A 14,897-nucleotide genomic window follows, 5' to 3' on the forward strand; every position below is an offset into this window, starting at 1 on the left:
GCGGACGTGTTCGCCGTCGCACCGCCCGTCGGCGGCGCGGCGGCACCGATGCGCTAGCCTGCCTAGGTGTTCGTCGTCGCTCTCGTCCTGTTCGTGCCTGCCGTCGTGGCCGTCACAACCGGCGCCCTCGGACTGACCGGCCGGTTGCCCCGCAATCGTTTCTTCGGCGTCCACACCGAGGCCGCGCTGTCCACGGACGAGACCTTCCGCGTCGCCAACCGGGTCGCCGCGCCCACCTCGATCGCGGCCGGAGCGCTGCTGTTCGCCGGTGGTCTGGTCGGGCTGGCCGCGGGCGGCGTCGTCGCGCTCGCGGTCGCGGGTGTCGCCGCCCTGGTCGCGCTGTTCACCCTCGGCGCGGGCGCCAATGCCGCAGCGCAGGCGGCCGCCGCCATCGCGCCGCCGCCGGAGACCGGTGGCTGCGGCAACTCCTGCGGCGCCTGCTCACTCCGCGACGCCTGCCAACCGGCAGGCTGACGTCGGCCGTACGCGCCGGGCCGCGATAAGCCGGGCCGACAGATAGCCGCGCGCATTCGCAGCGTGCCGAGTAAGAGGCTCACGCCCTGTCTTCCGCACACGGCGGCGGTGCGACACTGCGCGACAGCGGGCTGCCGACCGGAGTGATGTAGAGCACACACAGCAGTACCGGCGCGGTCCCGGCGTTGCGAGCCACGTGCGGGTAGCGCGGTCCGCTCGGTTCCCGGAAGACCCGCCACCGCCGATAGGCGACCGGCGCGCAGTCCGCGCCGGGGTGATCCAGGGTTCCCCGCGCTACCAGTACGAACAGTGTCCCGTCGTGGTAATGCCACCCGCTGCTGCCGCCGGGCTCGATGAGCGTCTGTCGCAGGATGAACGCCCATCGCCCCACGGCGAGCCGGAACAGCACACGACTCGCGGTCCCGTGCGCGGGCGCCGCGTTGACCTCGAATTCGCCCCACATCCCTTGATCGAATCACCTCGGACAGCCGCTCCAACCTCCCGACGCGCACGGATGGCGGATGTCCTGCATCGGACATCCGGTCCGCGAGTCGTCGTCGGGGCACGGCCCCGAGCTCACCGGGCGTGCGTCGAAAGCGCTTGGAGAACCGCCTGGTCTGCGGAGGGATCGCCGACCGCGATCCGCGCGCTGCCGTCCGGATAGGACTTCGCGGCGATCCCCGCGCGGCGCAGCGCGGTGACGGTGCCGGGACCGGGGATGTACAGAAAGTTGGCGCGACTTTCCGGTATCGCGAATCCGCGAGCCATCAGTGCGGCTCGGAGCGCATCCCGCTCCTCGGTGATGCGGAAGGTGCGCGCGGCGAGCTCGGGTTCGGCGGCGTAGGAGGCGGCGACCGCGGCCACCGCTGCCGCGCTCATCCCGAAGGGGAGTTGCAGCTTGCTCGCGCGCGCGATCAGCTCGGGCCTGCCGAAGGCGTAACCGATCCGCAGCCCGGCCAACCCGTACGCCTTCGAGAAAGTCCGCAGGACGAGCAGGTTGGGATGCTTCGCGATCAATGCCAGCGGGTCGATGTACTCCGCCGCACCGAGGAATTCGACGTACGCCTCATCGAGAAGCACCGGGACACGGGCAGGCACGTCGGATAGGAACGCTTTCAACTCGTCCGCCGCAAGCACCGTTCCGGTGGGATTGTGCGGACGGCACACCACGACCAGTGCGGTGCGCCGGTCGACGGCATGCCGCATCGCCCGCAGGTCCTGATCCCCCGCCGCGTCCAGCGGCACCGGCACCGCCTCGAGCCCGGCCATCTCCGCCATGATCGGATACCCGTCGAACGTCGGCGCGCTGTAGACGATCTGTTTTCCCGGCGTGGTGAGCGTTTGCAAAATCTGCAGGGCCACGCCGGTCGCCCCCGAGCCGACCACCACCTGATCTGCCCGAACACCCACATGCCCGGCGATCAGCGACGGCAGCCGACGCGGCAGGAACTCCGGGTAGCGGTTGGCCTGAGCAAGCGTCATGTGCACCGCCCGCAGCACCGAAGGCAGCGGTGGGAACGGATTCTCGCTGAGGGTGAGGTCGAAGCGGGGCGGCACCCGGGATACCTGGTGCCGGCGAGAGGGCCGGGTGCCGTCGACGACGCGCACGCTCATCGCGCAGCTCCCCAGCGGACGGCGGCCGCGCCCGCGAAATCGCCCGCGTGCGCGAAGCCGGCCAGCAGCACCAGCGATCCGTTGGCCAGCCGTCCCGCCCGGTTCTCCACATCCAGCGTCACCGGGATGCCCGCGGCGAACAGGTTGCCGCAGGAGTCGAAGGTGTCGGGATGCCGCTGCGCGGGCAACTCCAGCGCGTCGTGCCAGTTGCGCAGGAACAGCCGGTTCGGCTGATTGGTGACGAACGTGTCGACGTCGCGTCCCCGCACCCCGATCCGATCGCACACCGCCAGCGCCACTTCCGGAACCAGCCGGTTGCCCCGGGCGAACACCTTGGTCACCTTGGACTCGGTGAAGCTGACACACCCTTGGCCCTCGCCCGGCTCCCAATACTTGCGCTCGCCGTTGGTGGAGAACTCCATGTCTCCGGCGAACTCGGGATAGGTGCGGCATTCGATGTCGAGAATCGGCGCGCTGTCGTCCTTGCGCAGCAGCCCCACCCCGCAGCCGTCGCCGGGCACCGGGGCCTGGGCCAGCTTGCGGATCTCGGTCTGGGTGAACACCGGTCCCGCGCAGTTCTGCGACGCCGCGATCAGCGCGGTGCGGGCCGGGGTGGTCTGCAAGATCATGCGGGCCATCGCCATCATGTGCACGAACGCCGCGCATCCGCCGTTGTGCAGGTCGTAGACGTAGGAGGGGCGGATGCCGAGCCTGCGCGCCACCTCGGGCCCACAGCCGAGCACCGGGTTGTCCGGCAGCTGGGTGTGCGTGATCAGCACATCGATATCGGCGATCGCGTCCGCGCCGTTGCGCTCGATCAGCGGTGCGACGGCGCGCTCGACCATGTCCACCGCGGTCTCGTCCCGAGCCACGTGGTGGCGGCCCTTGGGCGCGCGGAACATGACGTTCTTCGCCATCCGATCCGAGCGCGCGAATTGCGTGAAGTACTCGGTGCCGACCGGCTCGCCGGGTAGGTACGAGGCCACGTCGACGAGACTGACCTGCGGCAAATTCTGGGTGATCAATGCCATCTCATTTCATCCAGTCGGGCTTGATGGGCAGGCCGTGCGCGGCCCGGTACTCGCAGATGGCCTTGAGGTTGTCCATCTCCAGCTGATGACCCGCCGAGAACATGTCCCAGAAGTCGCCGACCCACACCGGCCGTTCAGGCGGCGCGGTCTCGGGGTACGGGTTCGCGTCGTAGAAGGGGTGTTTGCAGTTCACCCACAGGACCACCGACCCCGGCTTGTCGAACACCACTTGGGCGTCGACCACGCGCAGGAGGTAGATCATCCACAGGTGCCGGGACTGGTCCCAGGCGCAGTGGTAGTCGACGGTCATGGCCTCGGGGTTCGCGAGGGTGCGGGTGAAGATCTTGGTCTCGTCGCCCAGCCGGTCGTAGGCCAGCCACAGCCCGGGTTCGTCGGTCTCGACGAACCCGCGCATGCTGTAGGTCCACTCCTCCAGCGACCTGGTGTCGGCGAGATATTCGTACACCTCTCGCGGCGGTGCGGCGATATAGCCCTGCACCGGACAGTAATCGCCGTAGATCTGGTCGTGCGGATACACCGACCGCAGCATGTCCATGATGATCGGCGTGGTCGCGTCCTTGTCGGAGTTCTCGATGCGGAGCACGCCCGGCACGGCCTGTTCCGGGATGTCACTGAGGGCAGGGAGGGAACTCGTCGTCACGGGGTTACTCCTTCGGGTTGTGCGGGCGCGGACGTTCAGTTGTGGCCGCGGGTTTGCTCCACGGTGGTCAGGAACGGCAGGAACGGCGGAATCTCGTCGGGATCGCACTCGATCGAGAGGAACGACGGTCCCTCGGTATCCAGGCAGTGCCGCAGCGCTGCGGCGAGATCGTCGACGGTGTGCACCGAGAAGGCGGGCAGGCCGGGGAACATCGCGGCGATGCCCGCGCCCAGATAGGCCGGACGGAATCGGTTGAAGCTGTAGCGATCCCGGTAGTACAGCTGCTCCCTGGTCACGCACATGGCGTGCGCGTTGTTGTTCAGTACGACGAAGGTGACCGGCAAGGCGTGCTCGATCGCGGTGTGCAACTCCATGCCGTGCATGTAGAACGACCCGTCACCGGCGATGACCACCGTCCGGCGGACGCCATCAGCTCGCGCGAACGCGGACCCGATGCCCGCGCCGAACGCGTACCCCATTCCACCCATGCCGAGGGCGACCACGAACCGCCCGTCCCGCGGGACCCGGAGATGGTGCACGACGGCCGCGCCGGTGTTGCCCGCGTCCGCGAACACATCGGTGCCTTCCGGCAAGACGGCGTCGATCGTCTCGACTGCTTCCCGATAGCGTAGACCGGGACCGGCGGAGGCGGGTACGCGCAGCGAGGTCAGCGGTTGCGCCGCGCGCACGCGTTCGGCTCCGGTGCTGCCGTCGTCCAGTTCGTCGGCGAGCCTCGCGAGCGTTCGCGAGAGATCGGTGCTGGTCGCGTGGATCGCGGGCAGGAACGGTGGCGCCACACCGATGCTCGCGACCATGCGTTCGGCGAGCGCGGTCTCCGAGCCGGCGCGGGCCGGAACCGGCATCCGGGTGCCGACCAGCAGGCACAGGGCCGAAGACCGGATGGCCGCCGCCAGTTCGGGATGACCCATGCTGCCCGTGACACCGCAGAAGGCGGGATCGGTGTTGTCGTAGGTGTCCTTCGCGTCCGGCGCGACACCCACCGCGGCGTCCAGCGCGGTGGCCAGGCGCGCGAGTTCGGCGCGCGCGTCGTCGCGCGCGACCTGATCGCCGGCGATGATGACGATCTTGCCGGTGTGCCGGGCCGAGTCGAGCGCGGCGCGGACGCGGGCGATCCCGGCCTCGTCGGACCGATGCGTCCGCGGCGCGGGGCGCCACCACGGCGCCGGGTCGCCCGCGTCCGCCTGCTGCACGTCTTTGGGCAGCAGCAGCACCGCCGGACCGCCGCGCCGGGCGGCTCGCACCGCGCGGTCCAGCCGATCCGGCAGGTCGGCGGCGGCCTCCACACGGGCGCAATAGGTGCTGACCGCGCCGAACAAACGGACGGCGTCGATCGCGCCCGCGCGTCCGCTGGTGTCCTGGAAAGCGCCGTTGCCTTCCAGGACGGTCGGAGGCTGGCCGACCAGGGCGAGCACCGGCACCCGCGAGGCGAACGATTCGGCCAGTCCGGCAACGAGATTCATCGCGCCGCCGCCCGAGGTCGCCGCGACCACCCCGAATCCCCCCGTGCTGCGGGCGTACCCGTCGGCCATGGTGGCCGCCGAGAACTCGTGTTTGGCAACCACTCCGGTGACATGCTCCGGCGCGTCGAAGATCGCGTCGTACAGGTCCTCGATGTTGGCGCCGTCCACCCCGAAGATGTGGCGCACGCCCAACGCCGAGACCGCTCGCACCAGATGGTCCACCACCCGAGTCCGCATCCGCGCTCCTTTCCGCTGACGAGATATCGACTGCGTACAGGAGTGATACGGATCGGGACGCCGGACGGTTCAACGGCGGCTCGAAAGATATGCCGCCCTACTTGCGTGTACGTATACATCTACGTATAGTCAGAGCATGCCCAACAAGACGATCTACGTTGCCGACGACGACCTCCCGCTCTTCCAGCGCGCGCAGGAACTGGTCGGCGGCAATCTCTCGGGGGCGGTGGTCACGGCGCTGCGCCGGTTCATCGAACTCGAGGAGGGCCGGCTGGAGGGTTACGACGAAATCGTGCTCAAAGTCGGTCGCGACGGTGTGCGGCAGGTCCGCTTCTCCGGCGCCCTGCTAGGGGAGTGGCACGAGGTCAACGATACGCGGATCGAGCACGTCCAGGTGTATCGCAGCCGCAAGGGCAAATTCGTGATGCACGCCCAGTATTCGAACTGGGACGAGTATCCCGCCGACGTGGGTGCGAAGTGGCTCAAGGACTGGCGGGACCCGAAGAGCTGGCGTCGCTTGCTCGGCGTCGGCCAGCAGGACTGGGGTGATTTCGTCTTCGTCGTCGTCGATTCCCTCGACGAACTGAAGGGTCAAGTGCCCGACAAACTCTACCGGCGGGTGGTCGACGTGGCCGAGGGCCCGAAGATCGAAGACCTGGACATCTAACCGCCGCAACTGAATCAATCAGCACCGCGTCCCCGAGGGGGCGGTGTGGGCAACACATGCCCGAATTCGCATAGTCGCATGTATATCAGAAGGGAAAGACCATGGTGAACGGCCATCGCACGGCCGCCGTCTCGGCGCGGGGCCTGCGGAAATCGTTCGGCGAGCAGGTGGTGCTCGACGGGATAGATCTGACCGTCCCCGAAGGCACGGTCTTCTCGCTGCTCGGACCGAACGGCGCAGGCAAGACCACCACCGTGCAGATCCTGACCACGCTGATCACCCCGGACGCGGGCGACATCCGCATCGGCGGCCACGATCTCGCCGCCGAGCGCAAGCAGGTGCGCGCGCAGATCGGGGTGACCGGCCAGTTCTCGGCGGTCGACGAACTGCTCACCGGCCGGGAGAATCTGCTGCTGATGGGTGATCTGCACCATCTGCCGCGGCGCGATGCCCGCAGGCTGGCGCAGAGCCTGCTGGAGCGCTTCGACCTGGTCGACGCGGCGGACAAGACGGTGGCCACCTACTCCGGCGGCATGACCAGGCGCCTGGACCTGGCCATGACGCTGGTCGGCGATCCGCGCATCATCTTCCTCGACGAGCCGACCACGGGGCTCGATCCGCGCAGCAGGCGGGCGATCTGGGACATCATCCGCGGGTTGGTGGACGACTACCGCGTCACGGTCTTCCTCACCACCCAGTACCTGGAGGAGGCCGACCAGCTCGCCGACCGCATCGCGGTGCTCGACCACGGCAGGATCGTCGCCGAAGGCACGGCGGCGGAACTGAAGCGCCTGGTGCCGGGCGCGCACATCCGCCTCGAGTTCGCCGATCGCCCGGCTCTGGCGGCGGCGGCCGACGCGCTCGGCGTCGCCGCCCCGGCACCGGACGACGACGAGAACCTCACCCTCGCGGTGCCCAGCGACGGCGGCGTGAAATCGCTGCGCTCCGTATTGGATCGCCTCGACTACGAGCAGATCGAGGTCGAGGGCCTCGCCGTGCACACCCCCAACCTCGACGACGTCTTCCTCACCTTGACCGGCCACCCCACCACCGAGAAGGAAACCGTGCGATGAGCATGTCCTACGCCCTCGCCGATTCGGCGACCATGCTGCGGCGCAATCTGCTACACGCCAAGCGTTATCCGAGCCTGAGCTTCGGCGTCATCGTGATGCCCACCGTGCTGCTGCTGGTGTTCAACTTCGTCTTCGGCGGCGCGCTGGAGAAGTCCTCCGGCGGAAACTACATCGACTATCTCGCGCCGGGCATGCTGTTGATGATTCCGGCGTACATGACCGTCTCGGTCGCGGTGTCGGTCGCCACCGACACGACCAAAGGCATCGTCAACCGGTTCCGCACGATGGACATCGCGCAGTCGGCCATGCTGACCGGTCACGTTGTCGGCGCGTTGATCCAAGCGCTGGTCGGCATCGCCGCGATGGCGGGCGTCGCACTGCTGATCGGCTTCCGCCCGAATGCCGACCCGGTCGAGTGGCTCGCCGTGTTCGGGCTGCTCGGCTCGGTGATGTTCGCGCTCACCTGGCTGTCGGTGGCGCTGGGCCTGCTCGCGCCGAACCCGGAGAGCGCGAGCAACACCCCCTTCCCGCTGGTGATGCTGCCGTTCCTCGGCAGCGGCCTGGTCGGCACCGACACCATGCCCGCCGGATTGCGTCAGTTCGCCGAGTACCAGCCCTTCACCCCGTTCACCGAGACCGTCCGCGGACTGCTGATGGGCACCGAGATCGGCGACAACGCGCTCATCTCGATCGCCTGGTGCGTCGGTCTGACCGCGGTCGGTTACCTGTGGTCGTCGTCGATCTTCCGGCGTCGGACGCGCTGAGCGAGTCGTGCGCAGGCGATCCCCCGCGAGCAGTGCCCGCGGGGGATCGTCCTATCGCTCACACCGTGCCGGTGAGCAGCACCTTCCCGGAGTTGGCCGCGCGGATCTCGACCGCGCGGACCTGCTCGGGCGCACCGTCGATGGTCCGGTCGATGGTCAGCTCGGTCCCGGGGCCCGCGGGCCAGGCGTCGAGTTTCTCCTGTTGACCAGTGGTGCGGGTGAGGTACAACGCGAGCTCGGTGCTGTAGGGCTGCTGTTCGCCGGGCGGGTAGCTGCAAGTCATCACCACTCGCGTCCGGTCGCCCGCCGGGACGAGCTTGAAGCTCGCCGAGACCGGCGTCGGCTCCACCGGAGTCATCTGGCGTTCGACGAACGCCTGCTCGCTGGTGCCCGGCTCGGTCGACTGGTTCGATCCGGACACCGAGACGGCGATCGGGACCGCGATCGCCACCGCCGCCGCGGCCGAGGCCACCGCGATGCCGACCGACGTCCACCCGCTGCGCCTGCGGCGGCGTTCGGCCGCGTCGGCGATTCGCGCGGGTGGTGGGAGGGAGGGTATCGGCGGTGGGGGAAGGGAGGGCATCGGCGGTGGGGGAAGGGAGGGCATCGGCGGTGGGGGAGGCAACTCCGGCGCGGGCTCGGCGGGGTGGGCGGTCGGCTCGATCATCGCGTTCGCGATGTCGCTCTCCACGAGAGCGAGCATTCCCGGTAGCCCGGCCAGTTCGGCCACGGCCGCCCGGCAGTCGGGACAGTCGGCGAGATGGCTCTCGTACTGCAGGCGCTCTTCGCGGGTGAGGGAGCCGAGCACGTACGGGGCGTCCCACGTGCTGTAGTCGTCGGTGATCTGCGTCACTGGTTCGTCACCCCCATCTCCTGTAAGGCCAGGCGCAATGCGCGCATACCGTAGTGCATCCGGGACTTCACCGTGCCCGGCGGAACGCCGAGTTCCTCGGCGATCTGGTGTGTGGACAGGCCGCGATAGTAGGCCCGCACGATCACCTCGCGGTGATCGGCGCTGAGCCTGCCGAGCGCATCCGCGACCAGCCAGCTGTCCAGCGCGCGGTCGGACTGGTCCGGGGCCGATTGTTCGGGCGGACTGTCGGTGCGGACCTCGCGCCTGCTGCGGGCGCTGCGATGCTCATCCACGGCGAGATTGCGCGCGACGGTGAACAGCCACGCTCGCGCCGACGCGGTGGACTGATCCAAGACGTTCGGCCGTTGCCAGGCCCGGAGCAAAGTCTCCTGCACGATGTCCTCCGCCCGTCCGGAATCCCGTACCAAGCCGAGCGTGTACCGCCACAGCGCGGTGGCGTGTTCGCGATAGAGAGCCCGCAGCAATTCGGACTGATCGTCGGGTCGACCCGTCTGGCCGCCTAGGTTGCGCACAACTGGGTACCTCTCCGCTCGAGTCGCGGGGCCGGTCGGTGGGCGCAGTCGACAAGTCACCCATGCTCTTGCCGTTCAGTTGTCGTGTCTCATACCGTGTCTCCTTCGGTGCCTTCGAGGAGTACACGTTCTCAGTTGCGTTCGAGTTCAATGGGGTGCGTCGCCAGCAAGGACAGCGGCAGCGGCTGGCGGCGAAGCACATGCGCCCACAGGTCCGCACGGCCGCTGCTGATGGGGTCGGACGGCAGCGCGGACACCACCATCCAGTCGTTGTTCTCCAGTTCGCCTTCCAACTGGCCGAAGGTCCAGCCCGCGTAGCCCGCGAAGATCCGAATGCCCTCGACGAGCGGGGCCACCCGCTCGGGATCGGCGTCCAGGTCGACCAGGACGACGCGTCCGTCGATGCGGCGCAGACCGGGGACGCCCTCGATCCGCGCGCCCACCCGGACGGTGCCGAGGCACAGCGCGGCGTCCCGTTTCACCGGGCCGCCGATGAACAGCGTGCGTGGCGCCGCGACCGCCTCCGTCCAGCGCGGCAGCACCTCGTGCACCGCGGTGTCGCTCGGGCGGTTGAGCACGACGCCGAGACTGCCCGCCTCGTTGTGCTCGATGATGTAGACCACGGTGCGCCGGAAGGTCGGTTCGACCAGTTCGGTGGCCGATACCAGCAGCGTCCCGGCACGAACCACCTGGTCACCGTGCCGGTACTCGCGTCGCCTGCGGCCACTGTGCCCGCCGCGAGTCTTCCGATCGTCCGGGTCTTCTGCGCGTGCCACTCCGACATCATCGCAGCTGTTCGCTCAGATTGCGCCTTCTGCGGCCGACTTCTGCCTTCCGGATTCGCCGAGCGGACGGCGGACGCCCCGTCGCGCCGTCGCCGCGACATCGTAGAGTCCAGGTCATGGAACCGCCCGAGGTGCGCCTCGAGAACAGCGACACCGTGTACGACTTCTATCGCGATCACCGCCAGAACCGCCTACAGGCTTGGGGGGCTTACGCCATTCTCGGCCGCCGCTACCATCCCCGCGTCACCTACGCGGACGGCGCGCGCTCCGCGCTCCGCGCGGCCATCAGGCAGAACCGGCCGCTGCTCATCGCGATCAACCATCTCTCCGAGAGCGATCCCTACACCGTGGCCGCGGCCGCCTGGCGCAGCGGACTACGGCGGGTGATCGGCCGGGTGCGGGTGCTGGCCAAGGACGAGTTGTTCGCCGATCCCGATCAGCGCCGCAAGATCGACATGATGGGCGGCATCCCGGTGTTCCGCGGCAAGGACCACGGCATCCGCGCGGTGAACGCCGCAGGCCAGCGCATGATGGATGTCTGCGCGGAGCGGATGGCCCGGGGTGACGGCATCGCGGTCTTCCCCGAGGGCACGTGCAACGACGTGGATCCGGCCCGTGTGCAAGCGGTGGGCAGCGGTATCGGGCACATCGCGTTCCGGGCGATGAAGCTCGGTGCCGAGCCCGTGCTGGTGTCCATGGCGCTGAGCTACGGGCCGCGCCGCGATCCCTCGGTGCCGCCGACGAAGGAGGAGGCCAAAGGAGCCAGCTTCCACTTCGGCGTCCCGGTGCTCGAGTTGCCGCCCCGGCCCGGTGACATCGCCCGGCTGGTGCGCGCGGATCTGCAGAAGGCGCTCGACAGCGCCGTCGCCGCGTACTGACGGCTTACTGCGGCAGATTCAGCCGGTCGCGCGCCCAGTGCGGCACCATCCCGAGGTATTCGGGACGGGTCTCGATGAAGTGGTGGACGGTCCGGCACATGGGCAGCGCGCCGAGCTTGTCGTCGCGCGTGCTGTTCAAGGCCGTCTCGACCAACAGCCGCGCGTAGCCCTGGCCCTCGTAGCGGGGGTAGATCTCGGTGTGCACGAACGCGCGCTCGGAAGCAGTGTCCTGGTATTCGGCGTAGCCGGCGATCGCACCGTCGACGTAGATCTCGAAACGGTCCAGTGCGGTGTTGTTGTTGACCTCGGTCGACATGGCTCGACGCTACTCTGTGCCCCGGTTTCCCGGTAAATCACGCTCCGGACCGGGCGGAATCCCGCCACCGACTTGTCTGACCCGGCGGCCCTGCGCAGAATGCTCTTGGTCGGGTCCGTCGTCACGCGCGAGCGGGCAGGCTCGGGGAGGTACGAACATGATGAGGACACCGCGGTTTTCGCGGGTCGCGGCCGCCGTCGCCGTCGCCGCCGCGGGCCTGCTCGGTGGATCGATCGCCACCGGCGGCGCGGACGCCGCGCCCGCAGTGGCGTTCGGCCGGTGTCCCGCGGGGTCCGTGACCGCCGATCGGGGCGTGCAGTGCGCCGTGGTCTCCGTCCCGATGAATCACGCCGACCCGGACGGCCCCCGGATCGAGTTGACCGTCAGCCGGATCGCGGCCACGGGCGAGCGGCAGGGTGTCCTGTTCGCCAATCCCGGCGGCCCCGGCGCGGACGCGCTGGATTTCTGGGCGCGCAGGCTGGAGGTTTTTCCCGCGGCGCTCGCCGCGCACTACGACCGGATCGCCGTGCAGCCGCGCGGATTGCGCTGGGCGACGCCGCTGGAATGCGGCACGAGCTCGACGGACGGGCCGGGTCGGCAAGTCTCGCTGGGCGGCGGTAATCGCGACGAGATCAAGAAGGCTTGCGATGCGGCGCAGCCCGGGTACCTGGACACCATCACCACCGAGAACACCGCGCGTGACATGGACGCCGTGCGCGCCGCGCTCGGGTTGGAGCGGATCGGCTACCTCGGCACCTCCTACGGCACCTACCTCGGTGCGGTCTACGCGGCGCTGTTCGGCGACCGGGTGGAACGGATGATCCTGGATTCCAACGTCAACCCGGACTGGGTGTGGACCGAGGAATTCGCCCAGCAGCAGGTCGCGGGCAAACAACGCCTCGACGATCTGTTCGCCTGGATCGCCGAACACGACGGCGACTACCACCTCGGCGACACCGCTCTGCAGGTCTACCGCACCTGGGTGCGGTTGGCGGCCGCCCAGGGCGGCGGCTGGTACGCCAATCTGACCCCGCCGCCCGCGAGCATCGCCGACCTGCCCGGCGCGCTGCCCGAACCGCTGGCCGAAATCGCCAGGGACGGCTACACCGGGAGCGTCGAGCAGCTCGGCAAAGTGCAGAACCTGTTGCGCACCTTGGTGAGCGGCGGTGTCTCCGCGCAGGTGCCGTTGCTCGGCGCGACCACCGTGGCCACCTATACCCGCACCTTCTGGCCGACCTTCGCCCGCGCGATGGCCGACGCCGCGGCCGACCCGGCGAACGTGCAGCGTCTGCGGGCCATCGAGGGTGCCACCTCGACGGACCCCACCGGGCGGTTCGTGTTCAGCGCGATCACCTGCAACGAGAACGCCGTGCCCGGCAGGCCGGAACTGCTCGGCGCCGCGGCGGGGCACATCGTCTCCGGCGGCAACGCCATGGACGCGCGCGCCGACCTGGTGCGCTCGGGAATGGCCTGCGGTTCCTGGAAACCCGTGACGAAGCCGGTGCCGATCACCGGCGCGGGGCTGCGCACTCCGCCCCTGGTGCTGCAGAGCAAGCACGACGCGCTGACCAAGTACGAAGGCGGCCCGGCGATGGCCGCGGCGTTGGGCGGCAGGCTGGTCGTCGTGGACGGCGGCGACCACGGCACTTTCGGTCGCGGCAACCCGGCGGTGGACGAGGCGGTGCTCACCTACCTGCGCACCGGAAAGGTGGACATCACCCGCGCCGACCAGGCTCCGTTGCCCGTTGGGTGAGCGTCCCCAAGCGCGAAGGCGGTTCGCGTCGGTCGCTATCGCGAGCGTGACGGTGTCGTGACTGCGCCGAGCGGGCCCTGTTGCCCGTTGGCTGAGCGTCCCCACGGGCGCGGGCAGTTCGCGTCGGTTGCCGTCGCGAACGCGATCACGGCGTGGCGGGTGTCGTGGTGCGGCTCGTCCGGTCGCGCCCGAGAATGTGGGGATGACATCCGCTGCGCGAGTGATCCTCGCCCCGGACAAGTTCAAGGGATCGCTCGCGGCTCCGGAGGTGGCGGCGGCGCTGGCTTCCGGACTGCGGAAGCGTGCGCCGCATGCCGAGATCCGCCAGCTTCCGGTGGCAGACGGGGGTGACGGCACGGTTGAGGCGTTCGTCGCGGCGGGTTGGACGCGGGTGGAGGTGACGGCGCCGGGACCGACCGGCGTTCCGCGCCCGGCGGCCTATGCCCGGCACGGGGCGAGGGCTGTCGTCGAATTGGCCGCCGTGGTCGGTCTGGCCCAGTTACCCGAAGGACAGCCCGATCCGTTGGGCGCGAGCACGTACGGGCTCGGCGTGGTCTTGGCGCACGCTATGGAGCACGGTGCTACCGAGATCGTGCTCGGTTTGGGTGGCAGCGCCTCCACCGACGGCGGCGCGGGCATGGTGCAGGCGCTCGGCGTCCGCGTCCTCGACAGCGACGGACGGGAACTGCCGCGCGGCGGAGCGGCTTTGGCCCGCGCGGTGCGAGTGGACCGGTCCGGCCTGCACCCCGGTGTCGCCGGTACCGAGTTCACGCTGGCCTGCGATGTCGACAATCCGCTGCTAGGCCCGGCCGGCGCGACGGCGGTGTACGCGCCCCAGAAGGGGGCCGGGCCCGCCGACCTCGACGTTCTCGAGAATGCCCTCGCCACTTGGGCGCGGATCGTCGGCCCCGAGTTCGCGCGGCTCCCCGGTGCGGGCGCGGCGGGCGGTACGGGTTTCGGCGCGCTCGCCGTGCTGGGTGCACGAGTGCGCAGCGGTATCGAGGTGGTGCTCGAATCGCTCGATTTCCCCGCCTTGCTCACCACCGCGACGCTCGTGGTCACCGGTGAAGGATCGCTCGATCGGCAGAGCATGCACGGCAAGGCGCCGATCGGCGTGTGCGCGGCCGCTCGGAAGGCGGACGTCCCGGTGCTCGCCGTGGCGGGCCGCACGCTGCTCACGCCCGAGGAGATCCGGTCCGCGGGTTTCGCTGATTGCTATGCGCTCGCCGATCTGGCCTCCGACCCCGAACGCTCGATGTCCGAGGCGGCGGCGCTGCTCGAACGCGTCGGCAGGCGGATCGCCGAGGAGTGGCTGGATTAGCTCGCCGACGCCAGCAGGTTCGCGGCCAGCTCGGTCTTGTGCCGGTCGCCCCACTCCTCGAGCGGACGCAGCGCGACGGCCAGCTCCTCGCCGAGCGGGGTGAGCGAGTATTCGACCCGGGGCGGTACCTCGGGATAGACCTCGCGGTGCACCACGCCGCTGGCCTCCAGCTGGCGCAGGTTCTCGGCGAGCACCTTCTCGCTGACCCCGTCGAGCAGCCTGCGGATGCGGCCGAAGCGCTGCGGGCCTGCGCTGAGCACCCACATCAGGTGCATCTTCCACTTGCCGCCGACGACATCGATCGCGACCGTCATGCCGCACACTTCGTGATCCGCGTCACTGCTCATGCCCACCGCGCTCCTCTGACCTCGTTTCGGACCTCGAGGTAAGCAACCGCACCTCGACGTTCGGTCTTCCCGACCCTACCTGCGGGAACGACGATGAACACCGGCGCCG

Annotated in this window: 17 protein-coding genes; 7 read left to right on the top strand and 10 right to left on the bottom strand. The window is 69.5% G+C overall.

The features are described 5' to 3' along the window. Positions 1-66: 66 nt before the first annotated feature. Entirely contained in the window at positions 67-474 is a 408-nt protein-coding gene (locus ACWEKR_RS24880) for an SdpI family protein (protein WP_452356518.1), read from the top strand. Between the two features lie 79 nt (positions 475-553). Here ACWEKR_RS24880 and ACWEKR_RS24885 read toward each other — a convergent pair whose 3' ends face one another. The 5 genes from ACWEKR_RS24885 to ACWEKR_RS24905 form a co-directional block, all read right to left on the bottom strand. Continuing rightward, on the bottom strand, positions 554-937 hold the full coding sequence (locus ACWEKR_RS24885; protein WP_452356519.1) for a hypothetical protein: 384 nt from the start codon (positions 935-937) through the stop codon (positions 554-556). A 113-nt stretch (positions 938-1,050) separates the two neighbouring features. Then, positions 1,051-2,088 (bottom strand): aminotransferase class I/II-fold pyridoxal phosphate-dependent enzyme, encoded by a 1,038-nt coding sequence (locus ACWEKR_RS24890; protein ID WP_452356520.1) that lies wholly within the window; start codon positions 2,086-2,088, stop codon positions 1,051-1,053. Further along, complete coding sequence (locus ACWEKR_RS24895) at positions 2,085-3,119, bottom strand: 3-oxoacyl-ACP synthase III family protein (RefSeq protein WP_159846413.1); 1,035 nt, start codon at positions 3,117-3,119, stop codon at positions 2,085-2,087. Before ACWEKR_RS24895 ends, ACWEKR_RS24890 begins: the two co-directional genes overlap by 4 nt. A 1-nt stretch (position 3,120) precedes the next feature. Then, the gene (locus tag ACWEKR_RS24900) at positions 3,121-3,780 is read right to left on the bottom strand and encodes an SRPBCC family protein (RefSeq protein ID WP_452356521.1); all 660 of its coding nucleotides are present in this window, start codon (positions 3,778-3,780) and stop codon (positions 3,121-3,123) included. Positions 3,781-3,815: 35 nt separating this feature from the next. Continuing rightward, on the bottom strand, positions 3,816-5,498 hold the full coding sequence (locus ACWEKR_RS24905; RefSeq protein ID WP_452356522.1) for a thiamine pyrophosphate-binding protein: 1,683 nt from the start codon (positions 5,496-5,498) through the stop codon (positions 3,816-3,818). 136 nt (positions 5,499-5,634) lie between these two features. On the opposite strand from ACWEKR_RS24905, the gene ACWEKR_RS24910 reads away from it, so the two are divergent. The 3 genes from ACWEKR_RS24910 (at position 5,635) to ACWEKR_RS24920 (ending at position 8,002) form a co-directional block, all read left to right on the top strand. Beyond that, complete coding sequence (locus ACWEKR_RS24910; RefSeq protein WP_452356523.1) at positions 5,635-6,165, top strand: EXLDI protein; 531 nt, start codon at positions 5,635-5,637, stop codon at positions 6,163-6,165. A gap of 101 nt (positions 6,166-6,266) precedes the next feature. Further along, positions 6,267-7,238: an ATP-binding cassette domain-containing protein gene (locus ACWEKR_RS24915; RefSeq protein ID WP_452356524.1), complete on the top strand. Its 972-nt coding sequence runs from the start codon at positions 6,267-6,269 to the stop codon at positions 7,236-7,238. Beyond that, entirely contained in the window at positions 7,235-8,002 is a 768-nt protein-coding gene (locus ACWEKR_RS24920; RefSeq protein ID WP_452356525.1) for an ABC transporter permease, read from the top strand. Before ACWEKR_RS24915 ends, ACWEKR_RS24920 begins: the two co-directional genes overlap by 4 nt. 58 nt (positions 8,003-8,060) lie before the next feature. Here ACWEKR_RS24920 and ACWEKR_RS24925 read toward each other — a convergent pair whose 3' ends face one another. The 3 genes from ACWEKR_RS24925 to ACWEKR_RS24935 form a co-directional block, all read right to left on the bottom strand. After that, positions 8,061-8,855 (bottom strand): anti-sigma factor family protein, encoded by a 795-nt coding sequence (locus ACWEKR_RS24925; protein ID WP_452356526.1) that lies wholly within the window; start codon positions 8,853-8,855, stop codon positions 8,061-8,063. After that, positions 8,852-9,388 (bottom strand): sigma-70 family RNA polymerase sigma factor, encoded by a 537-nt coding sequence (locus ACWEKR_RS24930; protein WP_195084448.1) that lies wholly within the window; start codon positions 9,386-9,388, stop codon positions 8,852-8,854. Before ACWEKR_RS24930 ends, ACWEKR_RS24925 begins: the two co-directional genes overlap by 4 nt. Before the next feature lie 131 nt (positions 9,389-9,519). Then, a complete protein-coding gene (locus tag ACWEKR_RS24935; RefSeq protein ID WP_195084447.1) occupies positions 9,520-10,164 on the bottom strand; it encodes a YqgE/AlgH family protein in 645 nt (214 codons plus the stop codon). A gap of 125 nt (positions 10,165-10,289) precedes the next feature. Between ACWEKR_RS24935 and ACWEKR_RS24940 the strand changes: the two genes are divergently transcribed. Next, complete coding sequence (locus ACWEKR_RS24940; protein ID WP_195084446.1) at positions 10,290-11,051, top strand: lysophospholipid acyltransferase family protein; 762 nt, start codon at positions 10,290-10,292, stop codon at positions 11,049-11,051. A 4-nt stretch (positions 11,052-11,055) separates the two neighbouring features. Here the strand turns inward: ACWEKR_RS24940 and ACWEKR_RS24945 are convergent, their stop codons facing one another. Beyond that, on the bottom strand, positions 11,056-11,367 hold the full coding sequence (locus tag ACWEKR_RS24945) for a GNAT family N-acetyltransferase (RefSeq protein WP_159846383.1): 312 nt from the start codon (positions 11,365-11,367) through the stop codon (positions 11,056-11,058). 157 nt (positions 11,368-11,524) lie between these two features. Between ACWEKR_RS24945 and ACWEKR_RS24950 the strand changes: the two genes are divergently transcribed. Beyond that, the gene (locus ACWEKR_RS24950) at positions 11,525-13,120 is read left to right on the top strand and encodes an alpha/beta hydrolase (RefSeq protein WP_452356527.1); all 1,596 of its coding nucleotides are present in this window, start codon (positions 11,525-11,527) and stop codon (positions 13,118-13,120) included. Between the two features lie 202 nt (positions 13,121-13,322). Next, positions 13,323-14,441 (top strand): glycerate kinase, encoded by a 1,119-nt coding sequence (locus ACWEKR_RS24955; RefSeq protein WP_452356528.1) that lies wholly within the window; start codon positions 13,323-13,325, stop codon positions 14,439-14,441. Here ACWEKR_RS24955 and ACWEKR_RS24960 read toward each other — a convergent pair. Continuing rightward, positions 14,438-14,788, bottom strand: a complete 351-nt coding sequence (locus ACWEKR_RS24960; protein WP_452356529.1) for a winged helix-turn-helix transcriptional regulator — start codon at positions 14,786-14,788, stop codon at positions 14,438-14,440. The two genes, ACWEKR_RS24955 and ACWEKR_RS24960, sit on opposite strands and share 4 nt — an antisense overlap. Positions 14,789-14,897 lie beyond the last annotated feature (109 nt).

It is taken from the genome of Nocardia sp. NPDC004573 (assembly GCF_053602135.1).

Coding starts and splice junctions, on each gene's coding strand:
- ACWEKR_RS24940 (WP_195084446.1), top strand. CDS start 10,290: ATGGAACCGCCCGAGGTGCGCCTCGAGAACAGCGACACCGTGTACGAC.
- ACWEKR_RS24885 (WP_452356519.1), bottom strand. CDS start 937: ATGTGGGGCGAATTCGAGGTCAACGCGGCGCCCGCGCACGGGACCGCG.
- ACWEKR_RS24915 (WP_452356524.1), top strand. CDS start 6,267: ATGGTGAACGGCCATCGCACGGCCGCCGTCTCGGCGCGGGGCCTGCGG.
- ACWEKR_RS24905 (WP_452356522.1), bottom strand. CDS start 5,498: ATGCGGACTCGGGTGGTGGACCATCTGGTGCGAGCGGTCTCGGCGTTG.
- ACWEKR_RS24945 (WP_159846383.1), bottom strand. CDS start 11,367: ATGTCGACCGAGGTCAACAACAACACCGCACTGGACCGTTTCGAGATC.
- ACWEKR_RS24960 (WP_452356529.1), bottom strand. CDS start 14,788: ATGAGCAGTGACGCGGATCACGAAGTGTGCGGCATGACGGTCGCGATC.
- ACWEKR_RS24920 (WP_452356525.1), top strand. CDS start 7,235: ATGAGCATGTCCTACGCCCTCGCCGATTCGGCGACCATGCTGCGGCGC.
- ACWEKR_RS24890 (WP_452356520.1), bottom strand. CDS start 2,088: ATGAGCGTGCGCGTCGTCGACGGCACCCGGCCCTCTCGCCGGCACCAG.
- ACWEKR_RS24950 (WP_452356527.1), top strand. CDS start 11,525: ATGATGAGGACACCGCGGTTTTCGCGGGTCGCGGCCGCCGTCGCCGTC.
- ACWEKR_RS24955 (WP_452356528.1), top strand. CDS start 13,323: ATGACATCCGCTGCGCGAGTGATCCTCGCCCCGGACAAGTTCAAGGGA.
- ACWEKR_RS24895 (WP_159846413.1), bottom strand. CDS start 3,119: ATGGCATTGATCACCCAGAATTTGCCGCAGGTCAGTCTCGTCGACGTG.
- ACWEKR_RS24910 (WP_452356523.1), top strand. CDS start 5,635: ATGCCCAACAAGACGATCTACGTTGCCGACGACGACCTCCCGCTCTTC.